Origin of the sequence: Sinorhizobium saheli (assembly GCF_001651875.1) — a bacterium.
In the GTDB taxonomy this organism is placed as follows: Bacteria; Pseudomonadota; Alphaproteobacteria; order Rhizobiales; family Rhizobiaceae; genus Sinorhizobium; species Sinorhizobium saheli.
The window spans coordinates 54,146-69,782 of record NZ_LNQB01000093.1 but is presented as its reverse complement, the minus strand read 5'-3'; the positions used below and the strand labels follow the sequence as shown (position 1 = coordinate 69,782).

Genomic DNA, 15,637 nt, shown 5'->3' with positions numbered 1-15,637 from the left:
AGTATTACGCCATGCTGGACGAGCCAGCCATGGCCGCATAACTTAAACCAACCGGCCTCCGGCAAACCCGGCGCGGTTCAAACAAACCCTTCGAAATCGAGGTGGAAGATGGGGTGTTCCGTCAAGTGTTTGGCTTGATATTCGCGACCTTTGGAGATGGGGCTTTTTGTCGATACAACTCTCACGACGAGCCGACAGGGCGACTTGCACCGGCATATTTTGAGGCGGTTGTGGGTGCCGTCACTGATGAATTTGAAGCTATCTCTGTGATAGACGGCGCGACCTTGCGCGAACGTCTGATATCCGCCTTCGCCTCGGAGGACTTCATTAATTCGACGGGGCCGGGCGCGAACTCTATTCAAAAGTTCAATAGCCGCATAGCCGTAGTCAAGAAACATCTTCTGGCGCTGGCGAATGGAACCGATTGACGAACTTACCGCCGATCTTGATTGGAGAGAAACAGAGCTTGCCCTTTTGAAGGTTTTTCTCCAACGGAAGGATGTTACGCATCGACAACATGAAGTTCTCGCACGCGCAGCGTGGAGCCTGCTTTATGCCCATTACGAGGGCTATGCGAAATTCTGCCTGACCGTCTTCTTTGAGCGCGTCGCCCGGATGGTCGCGTCATGTAGCCCCTTGCCGCCAAAGACGAAAGAGTATGCTCTATTTGCAGAATTGAAGCGAATAAGGAACCTACCTTCCTCTGACTTCCTTCACACGCTCGAAACTTTCGCCATGACAACCGGCGCTCAGAAACCTAACTTTCCAGAAGTCGACACGAAATCCAACTTGTGGCCTAACGTTCTTGAAGACCTCCTAGCATCCGCGGATATCACCTGCGCTTCCATCGACAAGAACCGAGTGCTGCTGAAAGCACTCGTTGGCAAGCGCAACGGTATCGCTCATGGGCAAGCAGTGACGGCGACCTATGCTGATTATCTCAAGCAGGAAAATGCAGTCTACGAAGTTATGTATGACCTCGCCTATCAGGTCGATGCTCGCCTAAAGGCCGCACCCTTTGCCTGTGGATAACCACCCCACCTTCGCAAAATATCAGCCGGGCACACTTGTGTTGAGAGACTTGAGTTTTCGAGTCTCTCACCTCCCACCATCTCTCCCGCAACTTCAGAGAGACCGCTCGCAGCCGCGGCGCTGCCGAGTCTGCGAATTCATCACTCCCCCCCATACTGCTCATCCGTCACATGCTCCAGCCAATCGACCGCCTTGCCGTCGAGCGCCTCCTGAATGGCGATATGCGTCATTCCCGTGTCCGCAGCAGCGCCGTGCCAATGTTTCTCGCCCGGCGGGAACCAGACGACGTCGCCGGCGCGGATTTCGCGGAGTTCGCCGCCCCAGCTCTGCGCCAGGCCCCGGCCGGCAGTGACGATCAGGGTCTGGCCGAGCGGGTGCGTATGCCAGGCCGTGCGGGCGCCGGGCTCGAAGGTCACGGTCACGACGCGTACGCGCGCCGGAGCGGGCGCCTCGAAGACGGGGTCCTGACGCACCATCCCGTCAAAATACTCCGCCGGCCCGCGCAGCGAGGGTCTTGATCCACACTCGAAGATTTCCATGCGCGATTCCTCCTTTCGAGCGATGGCGCCAGATTGCGGCGCGTCGCCAATCTTGAAGCCATTATCGTTGCACCAAGCCGCCAGGGCTTCTTCCTTTGCCTTTTTCTCGAAGGCGTACCACTGATCCAGGGCGTGCCGGCGCTCCAACAGGTCCTTGAACCGGGCATAGGCACCCGCCCGCTTGAAAATCTGCCGTACCTCATCGTAATCGTCAGGCAGGTGGTGAAGGGCGAATTCCAGCGGCAGCCGCGAGCCGAGATCGAGCGCTCTCTTGTCTGGGATGGCGATGTAGTTCGGGTTGTCCTCTATATCGTCGGGCAGAGGCTCGACATCGTCCGTCCAGTCCGAGTGGCAGTAGATCCTGCCTGTCTCCTTGCAGATATAGGCCGCGCTTTCGCCGCCTCCGTTGAAGCTCACGAAGTCGAGCGCATCCGAGAGCTCGCTGAGTTCCACTTTCATTGTCGTTCTCATCATAAGACGTGCGATGGCGACCGGCCCTGGCCCGTCATTGAATCGTCGCCGTTCGGCTACCGTATAGCGGATGTCGGGCAGGAGTGGCAGCCGCTAATGGTCCCCGCGGAGGAAACCGGATGGCAACCCGCCTCCTCCTGCCGCGCCGGCCTACAGCCGGTGAATCGTCACCTCCGGGCAGGCGCCAAGCGCGATGTCGCACAGGTGCTCGTGGTGCGTCAGGTAGATCACCTGGCCGACGCGCGCCATCTCGGCCATCAGTTCGAAGGCGCGGCCGGCGCGGTCGTCGTCGAAGGTCTCCATGATGTCGTCGGCGATGAACGGCAGGGTTTCGCGCGTCGCGGCGACTTCGTGGTAGCCGGCGATCCGGAGCGCCAGATAGAGCTGGAAACGGGTTCCCTTCGACAGGTCGCGGGCAAGCTTCGATCCGCCGGCCGCCGTGTTGGCGATCAGGAATTCCTGTCCCTTGTCGGCCTGCGTCGAAAGGCCGGAATATTCGCCGCCGCTGATATGCATGAAGGTCCGCGACGCGCGCTGCATCATGGCGCTGCGGTGGCGCTCGCGAAACAGCCTGAGCGCCTGCTCGGCTGCGATCACGCCGGCGCGCAGCCGGAGATAGCCGATCGCCTTGCTTTCGATGTCGAGAAGCAGCGTGCGCCGGCGCTGCTCCAACTCGGCGACCCGGTCGCCGCCCTCGACCGCGGCAAGCGCCTGCTCCTTGTTCCTGACGTCCGCATGCAGTTCGCTGACGTCGCGGTCAGCCGCATCGATCCCCTCCTCCAGCCGGGCGAGTTCGAGACAGAGCGCGGCTTCGTCGAGCGCGGCGAGCATCATCTCGGCCTCCCCGCCCGTCGCGACGCCGAGACGCGTGACCAGATCGGTCTCCAACTCGGCGCATCGCTGCCGGAGCCGCTCCTGCTCGCGGGCGGCCTCCAGGCAGAGGGCTGCCTCGTCCAGCGTCGCGCAGGAGAAGAAATCGAGGATGCCGCGCTTGTGCAGCGCATGGAGCCGTTCTTCGGCGCACAGCGACCTCAGGTTCTCCTCCAGCCGCTCGATGCCTGTTCGAAGCGCGCGGCGGCGCTCCTCCTGTTGATGCGCGGCGGCGACGCGGTCGCGGATGGCGGCGAAAAGCGTCAGCACATCGCCGATCTCCGCCTCCCCGAGTGTCGCCGCAAGGCCGGCGACAGCGTCTACAAAGGCCTCCTGATCGCGCCGCATGCCGGCGATGCGGTGGTCGAGTTCGCCCTTCCGCTGCATCAGCTTGTCGAGGTCCTGAAGCACCGCCAGCACCGGGCCGATTTCCTGCGGCAGCGGGCGATCGATCCGCCGGGCAAGCCAGGTGGCGGCGAGCGCCTCGTCCCATTCCCCGCACCAGGAAGCCATCTCGGCTACCGCCGCGGCCAGTGCCCCTTCGCGGCCCTCCAGCGCTTCCGACGCGCGCTCAAATCGCGCGAGCGCGGCGCTGCGGGCGGCGGAGGCTGCCTGCGCCCGGGAGACGAATTGGTCCGCGGCGGCAAGCAGAGCGTCGAGACAATCCGGAAGAGGGTCGGTGACACCGAATCGCGCCAGCTCCTGCCGCAAGGCACAGGCCTCCGCCCTCTCCTCGGCCACGGCCCTGTTGCGCTCCTGGCATGCCGCACGCAAGGCCGCGCGCAATTCGAGCGCGGCGGCACGCGTCTCGATCCAGGCTTCCAGTTGCGGCAGCATGGTGACGTTAGGTAAGCCGCAGGCGCTTGCGGCAGCGCCGATCGTCGCGGCGAGCCGCTCCCGCTCCTCGGCCGCCGCCGTTCTTTGCGTCTCCAGCACCTCAAGGCGGGCGCGCCGCTCGGAAATGGCAAGCATCAGGCCGCGGATTTCGGCCACCCGCTCCGCCTGTTCCAGGCGAAGCGCGGCGGCCGCATCGTCTTCCTTCAACGCCGCCTCGAAGGCGGTCGCGGTCGCGTGGTCGAGATGAGCGCGGTGGCTTTGCCAGGCAAGATCGCGGCGCCGCCGAAGCTCGCCCGCCGTCGCATCGTCCACCGCACCGCCGTTTGCCGCGAGAGCGGCGAGGCGCGCCTCGTCGCCGGCAAGCCGCTCGCCTTCATCGGCGATCCGGTCGTCAAGCCGCAGGCGCCGTTCCGTCTGCGCGGCCTCATCCGCCCGCCACCTGTCGAGGACAGCCGGCGCCGGAACGCAAAGCCTCGCCAGTTCGTCCATGGTGCCGTCGAAGGGCAGCAGCGCATCCCGCTTGTCGCAAAGGGCCGCCTCCAGCCGGTCGATCTCCTTTGTCGCCGCCTGGCCGCGGATGAGGCAATCGTTTTGGCGCAGCAGGTGCAGACGGTTGGCGAGGAGAGCCGGGTCGCCGATCGCCTCCTTGAGCCGAACGGCTTCGCGCTCGGCCTCGTCGCGGTCGCGTCTTGCGCCCTCCACTTCCTCCCGCGCCGTCGCCAGCCGTTCCGAAAGGCTTGCGTGGCGGCGGACCAGGTCCTGGAGGCGGGCGGCGCAGGCGGTCGGCAGCAGGAGGGAGGCCGCGTCCGGGTTGCCCGCCTCGCCGAGACGGACGAGGCAGGCATCGATCTCGACCGATGTCGCCGCCAGTTCTTCGAGGCGGGACGGCATGTCGCGGGCGGCCGTCAGGTAGCGGGCATCGAGCGCGGTCTCGCGCAGCGCCTCGAAGCGCTCGCCGAGCGCAAGCGCCCGGTCGTCCGAGGGAATTCGCGCCAGTTCCTCGCGGCGTTGCTCAAGCTCCTCATCGAGATGCTCGAGCCGCGCCGCGATTTCGGCTTCCTGCTTGCGAAGCCTCGGCAGTTCGTCCTGCCAGTCCACCGGCGGAACCGGCAGCGCCGGCTGGCTCGCGTGCTCGGCCCTCGCGGTGCAGAGCCGCTTGAGGATCGGCAGGGCATGGAGCTGGGCCCGCGCCTGCTCCAGGGCGATGCGCAGCTCCGCGCGGCGCCCCGCCGCCTCGTCGTGGCGCGCCCGGGCAGTCGCCAGCTTCTTGCGGAGGTCGGCATATTCGCGCGCATTCACGTCTATCGCATTGCGCTCGGCCTTCAGCGCGTCGAGCTCCGCCTTCAGTTCGGCAAGCTCATGCTTTCGGCCCTGCGGCCGGAAAAAGGCGTCCGCCTGCGCGCGCAGCCCGGCCAGAACGGCGCCGCTGTCCGGCAGGCCGGAACTTGCGGAGAAGAGCAGCGAGCCGAGCTCCCCCTCGCTCTTCAGGATGGCCTCGCCGCCGTCTTCGATGCTGTCGTCGTCAAGCGAGAACATCATCCGATAAGTGTCCCGATCGACGGAGCCGAGCGCGGCGGAAAAGAGATTGTCCGGCAGCGGCTGCTCGTCGGGGCCGACGAGGCTGTTGGCGTTGCGCTTGATGCGATAGGCGTGGTGGCGCCGGCCGCCGGCCTCGACGATGCCGCCGATCCGCATCGCCTGGTAAGGGTGCAGGAAGCCATAGGCACTCAAGCGCTCGACGCCGAAGAGCAGGTCGAGGAAGCCGGAAAAGAGCGTCGATTTTCCCGCCTCGTTTGGGCCGTAGACGAGATGAAAGTCCGGACGACCCGTCCTTGACTCGCCGAAATCGAGGCTCCGCCCGGTGAACTTGCCGTAGCGGACGAGATCCAGTTGCTGCAGCCGCATCAGTCGACGACCTCGACTGCACCGTGGCCATGAAGATGGGCAAGCGCCTCGGCGCTGCCAGCAAGTCCGGCATTCACCGCCAGGCGCTCCAGCCCGTCCTCATCGGCCGCCATCAGCTGCCGCAGCTCGGGCGGCAATTGATGCAGGAGCTCTTCCGCGAGCCCCCTCACCTCGGCGCGAAAGCCGAAGGACGTCAGCACGTCCTTTTCGACGAGCGCCGTCAGTTCGCCAAGCGGATCGCCCGCGGGGCGCCCGATAGGCGCTGCCGCCCGGCACTGGACCTCCACCTTCTCGATCCAGCAACCGCCGAGCCCGGCCGCAATGTTGGCCAGTTCCGTTTCCAGGAGATCGGCGTCGCGCCGCAGCCGCCAGGCAAGCGGCGTGCTGCCGGTCAACGCCAGTCGCAGGATCAGACTGTCCGCCGGCAATTGCCTGCGAAGGAGGGCGAGCTCGCGGCTCGCGGCGTCCAGCACGCCGCGCCAGTCCTCAGCCGCGGTCAGGTCAATCGAAAGCCGCTGGAAGGCGGCGGTGCCGACCGGCCGCTCCTCCAGCGCCACCTGCCCCTCATCGTCGATCGTGACGACCGTGACGCTCTTGATGCCCATTTCGTTGATGTCGCGCCCCTGCGGCATCCCTGGCATGACGATGCAGGGTTTCTCGCTGTGGACCTGCCGCTGGTGAACATGGCCGAGCGCCCAATAGTCGAAGCCATGCCGCTGCAGATCGGCGACGCTGCAGGGGGCATAGGGATCATGCGCGCCGGCGCCGGAAAGGCTCGTATGCAGCATGCCGACATTGATGGCGTCGGCGACCGGCGGATGGAAGCTCGGCAGCAGGCTTTCCGGCGCATGCGGATCGGCAAAGCTCACACCGTGGATATGCACCGCCCTGCCGTTCGCCAAAGTCTTGGCGAGCACCACCTTGCTGCGACCCGAGAAGACGTGGACGGATGGCGGCAGCGTCAGTTCGCGCGTCACCTGGGATTGGGCGTCGTGATTGCCCCGGATGACGAAGGTGCGGATGCCGGCGGCGTCGAGACGTCGAAGCTCGCCCGCGAGGAACAGCGCCGTGTTCATCGACGTCTGGCTGCCATCGTAGAGATCGCCGGCAATCAGCAGCGCATCGACGTTTTCGGCAATGCAGAGATCGACGATACGGACGAGCGCATCGCGGGTGGCGCTGCGCACCAGGCGGGCAAGCTCCGTGTTCCGGAGTGCGAGGCTGCGCAGGGGCGAATCGAGATGGAGGTCTGCGGTGTGAACAAATCGGAAGGGCATGGGCGGACCATGGCCCGGCGCCGCGCCGTTCGTCAATGGCGGCGCTGGCTCCCTGAGCGGGCCGTTCGCGATTAGCGGTTTTGTAACGCCTGTACGTTTAAATTTCGCCCGGACGTGCCACTCGTGCATCCCCGGCACCGGAATGATTCCAGGTCCCGCATTCGCTCTCTCATGACGAGCAGGAGCCGAGAGTATCTTTCGCCAACCTTCGCGGACGGTCGCCATTCCGGAGTTATCCATGTCGCGCCTGAAGATATCGCATACGCTGATCGCCCTCTTCATCCTGGTGACGATGATCGTCGCTTCGCTTGCCGCCTCCTCGATGAGCGGCATTCGCATGCTGAAAGAACGCACCGACGAGATCGCCGCCAGCTGGCTGCCGCGCGTCTCGCTGGCGCGCGAGCTCGAGACGCAGCTTTCGGATACGCGGATGGCCTTCGCGCGGCACCTGATCTCGCTCACGCCGTTCGAGAAGAAACGAGCGGAAAAGACCATCGGCGAGACCGTCAGCGGTTTCGACAAGCTTGCAAAGGATTATGCGGGCCTGGCGACGTCCGAGGCGGACAAGGCCGCGCTCGACAAGGCGCAGAAGGCTTACAAGGCCTATCTGTCGGTCGCCGACGGCATGTTGAAATACTCCAACAACCTCGAGAACATGAAGGCCCAGAGCGTCTTCAAGGTCGAAATGGCGGCAGCCGAACAGACGGTCGTCGAAGCGCTCGAGGAACTGCTTGCGATGAACCTTGCCGGCGCGGAGGCCGCCGTCGCGGCAAGCACGGCGACCCATAAGCAGGTCACGACGATCGAGACCGTGGTGATCGGCTTTGCCGTGATCATCGTTCTCGGCGCGATCATCTATGCGGTGCGCGGTATCGCCCGCCCGATCCAGGTCATCACCCGTTCGATGGCAAGGCTCGCCGAGGGCGACACGGCAAGCGGCATCCCTTATGGTTCGCGCAAGGACGAGATCGGCGAGATGGCCCGGGCCGTCGAGGTCTTCCGTCAGGCGGCGATCACTAACCTCAAGCTCGAAGAAGAGGCCCGCCTTCAGCGCGGTGAGGCCGAAGCGCAACGGCAGCGCCTCACCGATGAGGCGGAAGCCGCGGCCCGGCAGCGCCTGCAGGAGGCGACGGCCGGCCTCGCAAGCGGCCTCAGGCGGCTCGCCTCAGGCGACCTCGCCTTTGAGCTCACCGAACCCTTCGCGCCCGATTTCGAGCCGCTCCGGCACGACCTGAACCAGGCGATAGCGCAGCTTGCCGATACGCTTGCGGCTGTTTCGGCAAGCTCCAGCAGCATCGATGGCGGTGCGCGCGAGGTCAGCCAAAGCGCCGACGACCTTTCGCGGCGCACCGAACAGCAGGCGGCTTCGCTCGAGGAGACCGCAGCCGCGCTCGACCAGATCACCGTCAACGTCTCCAACTCCTCCAAGCGCACCAACGAGGCACGCTCGATCGCGAGCCGGGCGAACGAGAGCGCCCACCGCTCCGGCGCGATCGTCTCCGGCGCCATCGACGCGATGGGCCGCATCGAGCATTCGTCGAGCCAGATCTCCAACATCATCGGCGTGATCGACGAGATCGCCTTTCAGACGAACCTCCTGGCGCTCAATGCCGGCGTCGAGGCGGCGCGCGCCGGCGAAGCCGGCAAGGGCTTCGCCGTCGTCGCCCAGGAGGTGCGCGAGCTTGCCCAGCGGTCCGCCAACGCCGCCAAGGAGATCAAGGAACTGATCCGCAACTCGACGGTCGAAGTGGAAAGCGGCGTCCGGCTGGTGCGCGAGACCGGCGAGGCGCTTCGCAGCATCGAAGAGCTGATCGTCACGATCAATGCCCACATGGACGCGATCGCCGTCTCGGCCGAGGAACAGGCGGCGGGTCTCGCGGAAGTCAACGTGGCGGTCAACCAGATGGACCAGGTGACGCAGCAGAATGCCGCGATGGTCGAGGAAGCCAATGCCGCCAGCGCGACGCTGGCGCACGAAGCCGTACGGCTGCGCGAATTGATCGACCGCTTCACGCTGGCCGGCACCGCACACATGAGCCCGATGGCAGCTTCGGCATCGCGCCGCGCCGCATAGTACCTGCCGGCCGCAATTCTTCACACTGCAACAACGGCCCCGTTCGCGGGGCCGTTTTCCTTTTGCCGGACAGACATTCCTTCAGTTTTACGTGGTTTTTGTCGACAAATGCCCCATTTATAACTATCAATAGGGTTACTGCCATTTGACATGGCACCTCAACACCTGCTCATGAAGGTCCATGAAAAAGACATTCGAGGTTTCCGACAAGCTGTTCGAGCTCTACCACCGCGTTCATCGCCTCGTTAACGAGTCGATGACGGAGGAAGGCGTCTCGCTTGCCCGAAGCAAGTTCCTGTTCTTTCTGAGCAAGCTCGGCCCCTGCCGGTCCACCGATATAGCCTGCGCGCTGAACTTCGCGCCGCGGACGGTGACCGAGGCCATCGACGGGCTCGAACGCGACCGTCTGGTGATGCGCAAACCCGACCCGGAAGATCGCCGCGCCAAGATCGTCTCCATCACCGAGACCGGACGGGCGGTACTCGAGGCGGCGGAGCACCCGCGCAAACAGCTCCTCGAGGAAATCTTCTCGGCGCTCGACGACGAGCAGCTCGACCAGCTCTACGACATCGTCAGCAAGCTCGTCGACAAGACGGACGAGATCCGCAAACGCAAGGAAGAGGCCCAAGAGGCCGAGATCGCCGCCGCGCGTTAATCTTACTAAATCCGCGCGAGGCGCTTAGCCCCTCTCCTCGAGATTAAATTAGCCCCTCACCCAACCCTCTCCCGCCTGCGGCGAGATAGGATGAATGTGGGTGCCGCGAGTCCCTTCGCCCCGCTTGCGGGGAGAAGGTGGCCGGCAGGCCGGATGAGGGGCCGGTCGCGCGCCTACCAGAAACGCGAAGGGGTTCGGCTTTCGCCGAACCCCTCAAAATACCTGGACAACCGGCCTCGTGTCCGGCCGCCAGGCAAATCTCATCAGCCGTTGACGGCGTCCTTGAGGCCCTTGCCGGCGGTGAACTTCGGCACGTTGCGGGCCGGGATGTCAACTTCGGCGCCCGTCGACGGGTTGCGGCCCTTGCTGGCTTCGCGGCGGGTTACGGAGAAGTTGCCGAAGCCGACGAGGCGGATGTCACCGCCGCTCTTCAGCTCGCCCTGGATGGTCTCAAAAACTGCATCAACCGCAGAAGACGCATCGGCCTTCGAGAGTCCTGCCTTCTCGGCAACGGCAGCCACGAGCTCATTTTTGTTCATGTTTCCACCCCTTTCACACTGGTTCGAAACGAATGTCTTCTTAAGCCGGGGCCGCTTCACGCATTACCCACGTCTTGCCATCCCCAATTGCGCCTAATCCCTTGGATTGCAAGGGTTGCAGAAGGTTTTGCAACAAAAAAGACCGGCAAAATGCCGGTCTTTCCTGTTTTTCTGGTCGAGGGGCGCAAGCGGGACACAGTCACCGCCGCAAGCGCACTCATTCAGTGCGCGATCGATGCCCCCGCTTCGTCCTGCGAATCAACGGACGGCAGGGCGGCCGGATGGCTTGCCGGGTCCCATTCGATCGGCTCGGGGAGCCGCGTCAACGCATGTTCGACCACCTCGCCCATCCGCGATACCGGGATGATTTCGAGGCTGTTCTTGACGTTGTCCGGGATCTCGGCGAGGTCCTTGGCGTTCTCCTCGGGGATCAGCACCTTCTTGATGCCGCCGCGCAGAGCCGCCAGGAGCTTCTCCTTGAGACCGCCGATCGGCAGCACCCTACCGCGAAGCGTGATCTCGCCGGTCATCGCCACGTCCTTGGAGACCGGGATGCCGGTCATGACCGAAACGATGGCGGTGGCCATGGCGACGCCCGCGGACGGACCGTCCTTCGGCGTTGCACCTTCCGGTACGTGGACGTGGATGTCGCGCTTGTCGAACAGCGGCGGCTCGATGCCGAAATCGATCGCACGCGAGCGGACATAGGATGCCGCCGCCGAAATCGATTCCTTCATCACGTCGCGCAGGTTGCCGGTGACCGTCATGCGGCCCTTGCCCGGCATCATCACGCCTTCGATCGTCAGCAACTCGCCGCCGACCTCGGTCCAGGCGAGGCCCGTGACGACGCCCACCTGGTCGTCGCGCTCGGCTTCGCCATGGCGGAAGCGCGGCACGCCGAGATAATCGTGGACGTTTTCGGCCGTCACCTCGACCTTCTTGGTCTTGCCCTTGAGGATCTCGGTCACGGCCTTGCGCGCCAGCTTCATCAGCTCGCGTTCGAAGTTGCGCACGCCGGCTTCGCGGGTATAGGTCTGGATCACCGCCATCAGCGCGCCGTCGGTCACGGAAAACTCGTTCGGCTGCAGCGCGTGGTCGCGGATCGCCTTCGGCAGCAGGTGCCGCTTGGCGATCTCCAGCTTTTCTTCCTCCGTGTAGCCGGCGATGCGGATCACTTCCATGCGGTCCATCAGCGGCGCCGGAATGTTCAGCGTATTCGCCGTGGTGATGAACATCACGTTCGAGAGGTCGTACTCGACCTCGAGATAGTGATCCATGAAGGTCGAGTTCTGTTCCGGATCGAGCACCTCCAGGAGCGCCGAGGACGGATCGCCGCGGAAGTCCTGGCCCATCTTGTCGACTTCGTCGAGCAGGAAGAGCGGATTGGCCTTCTTTGCCTTCTTCATCGATTGCACGATCTTGCCGGGCATGGAGCCGATATAGGTCCGGCGGTGGCCGCGGATCTCGGCCTCGTCACGCACGCCGCCCAGCGCCATGCGAATATATTCGCGGCCGGTCGCCTTGGCGATCGACTTGGCGAGCGAGGTCTTGCCGACGCCCGGAGGACCGACGAGGCAGAGGATCGGGCCCTTGATCTTGGCGGACCTCGCCTGCACGGCGAGATACTCGACGATGCGCTCCTTCACCTTGTCGAGACCGAAATGATCGGCGTCGAGCACCTTCTCGGCGTGATTGAGGTCCGTCTTGATCTTCGACTTCTTGCCCCAGGGCAGGCCGAGGAGCCAGTCGAGATAGTTGCGCACCACGGTCGCTTCCGCCGACATCGGGCTCATCTGCCTGAGCTTCTTCAACTCGGCATCGGCCTTTTCGCGCGCCTCCTTGGAGAGCTTCGTCTTGGCGATGCGTTCCTCGATTTCGGCCATCTCGTCGCGGCCGTCCTCGCTGTCGCCGAGCTCCTTCTGGATCGCCTTCATCTGTTCGTTGAGGTAGTACTCGCGCTGCGTCTTCTCCATCTGGCGCTTGACGCGCGAGCGGATGCGCTTTTCGACCTGCAGGACCGAAATCTCGCCTTCCATGAAGCCGAGCGCCTTTTCGAGCCGCATCTTCACGCTGGTCGTCTCCAGCATCTCCTGCTTCTCGACGATCTTGATCGACAGGTGCGAGGCAACGGTGTCGGCGAGCTTGGAATAGTCATCGATCTGGCTCGCGACGCCGACGACCTCGGGAGAAATCTTCTTGTTGAGCTTCACGTAGCTCTCGAATTCGGACACGACCGAGCGGCTCAGCGCCTCGATCTCGACCGGATCTTCCTCCGGCTCGCGCAGCGCATGGGCCATCGCCTCATAGAAATCCTCACGCTGGGTGTAGCGGTCGATCTCGGCGCGCGAGCGTCCCTCGACCAGGACCTTCACGGTACCGTCGGGGAGCTTCAGCAACTGCAGCACGTTGGCAATGGTGCCGACCTTGTAGATGGCGGAGGGTTCCGGATCATCGTCCGTGGCGTTGATCTGGGTCGCCAGCATGATCTGCTTGTCGGTGCCCATGACCTCTTCGAGGGCACGGATCGATTTCTCGCGGCCGACGAAGAGCGGCACGATCATGTGCGGGAAGACCACGATGTCACGCAGCGGCAGAACCGGATAGGTCGCGCTCTCAGTCGCCGGAGACGTTTTGTTCGTCATAATCATTTCCTTTCCGTCCCGATTTCGGGCCCGTTCCCGGGAGCCTCAGCGGCACTCCCGGCTGTCATATTTCGTACATGAAGTGGAGTATGAGAGAGGCCTTTTCAAGGTAGGCGCAATCTCCGCCTTCATGGATATTCGCGAGCCCTATGCTGAGATGCTGTCGCGGACCTTACGATCGAATACCAGCTGCAACGCCCGATCCTGCCGTCATTGAATCGTCGCATCATCGCGTCGTTGCTGCACTTTAGCAACAATCGATTGGCGAGATCACAATGATTTTGAACCGAATTCATTCAAATTCGCGACGCCAATCCGGCTTCCGGGCCGTCACCGCCGGGAGACGAGCGCCACAGCGCCGCGCGCGATGCGCGCGCATGAAAAAGCCCGCACGCGGCGGGCTTTTCAAACTATCGTGAGTGGCCGTCAGGCCGAGACGTTGGTCTTCTCCTCGGAGCGCTCCGAGTAGATGTAGAGCGGACGGGCCGTTCCCTTGACCACCTCGTCCGAAATCACGACCTCGCGGACGCCTTCGAGCGTCGGGAGCTCGAACATGGTGTCGAGCAGGATCTTCTCCATGATCGAGCGCAGGCCGCGCGCGCCGGTCTTGCGCACGATCGCGCGGCGGGCGATCTCGCGCAGCGCGTCCTCGTGGAAGGTCAGTTCCACGTCTTCCATCTCGAACAGGCGCTGGTACTGCTTGACGAGCGCGTTCTTCGGCTCCGACAGGATCTGGATCAGGGCGTCCTCGTCGAGGTCCTCCAGCGTCGCCAGAACCGGCAGGCGGCCGATGAATTCGGGGATCAGGCCGAACTTGACCAGGTCTTCCGGCTCGAGGTCGCGCAGAACCTCGCCGACCCGGCGGTCTTCCGGAGCGCGCACGGTCGCGCCGAAGCCGATCGAGGTCTTCTCGCCGCGGGCGGAGATGATCTTGTCGAGGCCGGCGAAGGCGCCGCCGCAGATGAACAGGATGTTCGTCGTGTCCACCTGCAGGAATTCCTGCTGCGGGTGCTTGCGGCCACCCTGCGGCGGCACCGAAGCGATGGTGCCTTCCATGATCTTCAGGAGCGCCTGCTGCACGCCCTCGCCGGAAACGTCGCGGGTGATCGAGGGGTTGTCGGACTTGCGCGAAATCTTGTCGACCTCGTCGATATAGACGATGCCGCGCTGCGCGCGCTCGACATTGTAGTCGGCAGCCTGGAGGAGCTTGAGGATGATGTTCTCGACGTCCTCGCCGACATAGCCGGCCTCGGTCAGCGTGGTGGCGTCGGCCATGGTGAAGGGAACGTCGATGATGCGGGCCAGCGTCTGCGCCAGATAGGTCTTGCCGCAACCGGTCGGGCCGACGAGCATGATGTTCGACTTCGCCAGTTCGACGTCGCTGCTCTTCGCCGCGTGGGCGAGGCGCTTGTAATGGTTGTGCACCGCAACCGACAGGATGCGCTTGGCCTGCTGCTGACCGATGACGTATTCGTCGAGGACCTTGATGATCTCCTGCGGGGTGGGCACGCCATCGCGGGACTTGACCATCGAGGTCTTGTTCTCCTCGCGGATGATGTCCATGCAGAGTTCGACGCATTCATCGCAGATGAACACGGTCGGTCCGGCAATCAGCTTGCGGACTTCATGCTGGCTCTTGCCGCAAAACGAACAATAGAGGGTATTCTTCGAGTCACCGCCGTTGCTACCGCTGACCTTGCTCATTTCCACTTCCTTCCAGCACGCCGGACACCTTCGGAAAGATATCACGGACCACTCAGTTCGCCCTGCACGAAGGCCCCAGGCCGCACAAGGTTCTCGGGAGTACCCACCGCTTCGGGCCGCGGGCCCGATCCTCGGTTGCAACGACTCTCCCGTCCGAATGCCATGCTCCGAGATTCAAGCATGGCATCAACGATTCATATTAACGGCTTTACCCTGTCGATAAAGCCCCTTACCTCTTACAAATGTGTCACAATTACATCTCCGGTGACACAAAAGCTCGAATTTCAGCCCTGTGTGGCGGCCTCGACGGCGTCGCGCGAGGTGATCACCTTGTCGATCAGGCCCCAGTCCAGCGCCTCGTCCGCACTCATGAAATGATCTCGGTCAAGCGTCTGTTCCACCTCTTCATAGGTGCGGCCGCAATGCTTGACATAGACCTCGTTCAGCCGGCGCTTCATCTTCAGAATGTCGCGCGCATGGCGTTCGATATCGGACGCTTGCCCCTGGAAGCCGCCGGAGGGCTGGTGCACCATGATGCGGGAATTCGGCGTCGCGAAGCGCATGTCCTTGTGGCCGGCGGCGAGCAGCAGCGAGCCCATGGATGCGGCCTGACCGATGCAGAGGGTCGAAACCGCCGGCTTGATGAACTGCATCGTGTCGTAGATGGCCATGCCGGCCGTCACCACGCCGCCCGGGGAGTTGATGTAAAGCGCGATTTCCTTTTTCGGGTTTTCCGCCTCGAGGAAAAGCAATTGCGCGCAGACAAGCGTCGCCATGTGATCTTCGACCGGACCCGTCAGGAAGATGATGCGCTCCTTGAGCAGGCGCGAGTAGATGTCATAGGACCGTTCGCCGCGGTTGGTCTGCTCAACAACCATCGGCACCAGCGCCATGGCCGTATCAACTGGATTTCTCATATCGAACCTTCATCAATCGCGCCCGCAGCCTTAAGCGGACCGGAATCATCGGAAAAGCCTCAGACCTTACATAGAGTGTCAATGCCCTTCACTTCAAGTCGCGAACATTGGATTAGCTTAATGGTCGCAGATCGCCGGTCCAGAGCTTTTCGTCGGCCGACCCGGATCGCCGATA

The 15,637-nt window shown here is 63.6% G+C and carries 11 protein-coding genes; 4 read left to right on the top strand and 7 right to left on the bottom strand.

Going from position 1 to position 15,637, the window contains the following annotated elements; all coding sequences use genetic code 11:
• Window positions 1-101: 101 nt before the first annotated feature.
• Complete coding sequence (locus tag ATB98_RS23990; protein ID WP_066878243.1) at window positions 102-428, top strand: hypothetical protein; 327 nt, start codon at window positions 102-104, stop codon at window positions 426-428.
• A complete protein-coding gene (locus tag ATB98_RS23985; protein WP_066878242.1) occupies window positions 415-1,032 on the top strand; it encodes an MAE_28990/MAE_18760 family HEPN-like nuclease in 618 nt (205 codons plus the stop codon). The genes ATB98_RS23990 and ATB98_RS23985 overlap by 14 nt, the downstream gene beginning before the upstream one ends.
• 140 nt (window positions 1,033-1,172) lie before the next feature.
• Here the strand turns inward: ATB98_RS23985 and ATB98_RS23980 are convergent, their stop codons facing one another.
• The 3 genes from ATB98_RS23980 to ATB98_RS23970 all read right to left on the bottom strand — a co-directional run bounded on the left by ATB98_RS23980 (window position 1,173) and on the right by ATB98_RS23970 (window position 6,931).
• Complete coding sequence (locus tag ATB98_RS23980) at window positions 1,173-1,571, bottom strand: (R)-mandelonitrile lyase (RefSeq protein ID WP_066878251.1); 399 nt, start codon at window positions 1,569-1,571, stop codon at window positions 1,173-1,175.
• Window positions 1,572-2,192: 621 nt separating this feature from the next.
• Window positions 2,193-5,654 carry an ATP-binding protein gene (locus ATB98_RS23975; protein WP_066878240.1) on the bottom strand — a complete coding sequence of 1,154 codons (3,462 nt, stop codon included), beginning with the start codon at window positions 5,652-5,654 and terminating at the stop codon, window positions 2,193-2,195.
• The gene (locus ATB98_RS23970) at window positions 5,654-6,931 is read right to left on the bottom strand and encodes a metallophosphoesterase family protein (RefSeq protein WP_066878249.1); all 1,278 of its coding nucleotides are present in this window, start codon (window positions 6,929-6,931) and stop codon (window positions 5,654-5,656) included. Before ATB98_RS23970 ends, ATB98_RS23975 begins: the two co-directional genes overlap by 1 nt.
• A 238-nt stretch (window positions 6,932-7,169) precedes the next feature.
• Here ATB98_RS23970 and ATB98_RS23965 point away from each other — a divergent pair, with 238 nt between their 5' ends.
• On the top strand, window positions 7,170-9,005 hold the full coding sequence (locus ATB98_RS23965; RefSeq protein WP_066878238.1) for a HAMP domain-containing methyl-accepting chemotaxis protein: 1,836 nt from the start codon (window positions 7,170-7,172) through the stop codon (window positions 9,003-9,005).
• A gap of 181 nt (window positions 9,006-9,186) precedes the next feature.
• Window positions 9,187-9,660, top strand: a complete 474-nt coding sequence (locus tag ATB98_RS23960; protein WP_066878236.1) for a MarR family winged helix-turn-helix transcriptional regulator — start codon at window positions 9,187-9,189, stop codon at window positions 9,658-9,660.
• A 263-nt stretch (window positions 9,661-9,923) separates the two neighbouring features.
• On the opposite strand, the gene hupB is transcribed toward ATB98_RS23960, so the two are convergent.
• The 4 genes from hupB to clpP form a co-directional block, all read right to left on the bottom strand.
• Window positions 9,924-10,199: a DNA-binding protein HupB gene (hupB, locus tag ATB98_RS23955; RefSeq protein ID WP_066878234.1), complete on the bottom strand. Its 276-nt coding sequence runs from the start codon at window positions 10,197-10,199 to the stop codon at window positions 9,924-9,926.
• 221 nt (window positions 10,200-10,420) lie between these two features.
• Entirely contained in the window at window positions 10,421-12,841 is a 2,421-nt protein-coding gene (gene lon / locus ATB98_RS23950) for an endopeptidase La (protein ID WP_066878231.1), read from the bottom strand.
• 426 nt (window positions 12,842-13,267) lie between these two features.
• Window positions 13,268-14,545, bottom strand: coding sequence for an ATP-dependent Clp protease ATP-binding subunit ClpX (gene clpX, locus ATB98_RS23945; RefSeq protein WP_066878229.1), 1,278 nt, complete (start codon window positions 14,543-14,545; stop codon window positions 13,268-13,270).
• Between the two features lie 284 nt (window positions 14,546-14,829).
• Window positions 14,830-15,462 (bottom strand): ATP-dependent Clp endopeptidase proteolytic subunit ClpP, encoded by a 633-nt coding sequence (clpP, locus tag ATB98_RS23940; protein ID WP_066878226.1) that lies wholly within the window; start codon window positions 15,460-15,462, stop codon window positions 14,830-14,832.
• Between the last annotated feature and the right edge of the window lie 175 nt (window positions 15,463-15,637).

Bases quoted from the DNA above. Each gene is read 5' to 3' on its own strand.
- ATB98_RS23980 (WP_066878251.1), bottom strand. From the start codon at position 1,571: ATGGAAATCTTCGAGTGTGGATCAAGACCCTCGCTGCGCGGGCCGGCG.
- ATB98_RS23965 (WP_066878238.1), top strand. From the start codon at position 7,170: ATGTCGCGCCTGAAGATATCGCATACGCTGATCGCCCTCTTCATCCTG.
- ATB98_RS23985 (WP_066878242.1), top strand. From the start codon at position 415: ATGGAACCGATTGACGAACTTACCGCCGATCTTGATTGGAGAGAAACA.
- clpP (WP_066878226.1), bottom strand. From the start codon at position 15,462: ATGAGAAATCCAGTTGATACGGCCATGGCGCTGGTGCCGATGGTTGTT.
- clpX (WP_066878229.1), bottom strand. From the start codon at position 14,545: ATGAGCAAGGTCAGCGGTAGCAACGGCGGTGACTCGAAGAATACCCTC.
- ATB98_RS23970 (WP_066878249.1), bottom strand. From the start codon at position 6,931: ATGCCCTTCCGATTTGTTCACACCGCAGACCTCCATCTCGATTCGCCC.
- ATB98_RS23975 (WP_066878240.1), bottom strand. From the start codon at position 5,654: ATGCGGCTGCAGCAACTGGATCTCGTCCGCTACGGCAAGTTCACCGGG.
- hupB (WP_066878234.1), bottom strand. From the start codon at position 10,199: ATGAACAAAAATGAGCTCGTGGCTGCCGTTGCCGAGAAGGCAGGACTC.
- lon (WP_066878231.1), bottom strand. From the start codon at position 12,841: ATGACGAACAAAACGTCTCCGGCGACTGAGAGCGCGACCTATCCGGTT.
- ATB98_RS23960 (WP_066878236.1), top strand. From the start codon at position 9,187: ATGAAAAAGACATTCGAGGTTTCCGACAAGCTGTTCGAGCTCTACCAC.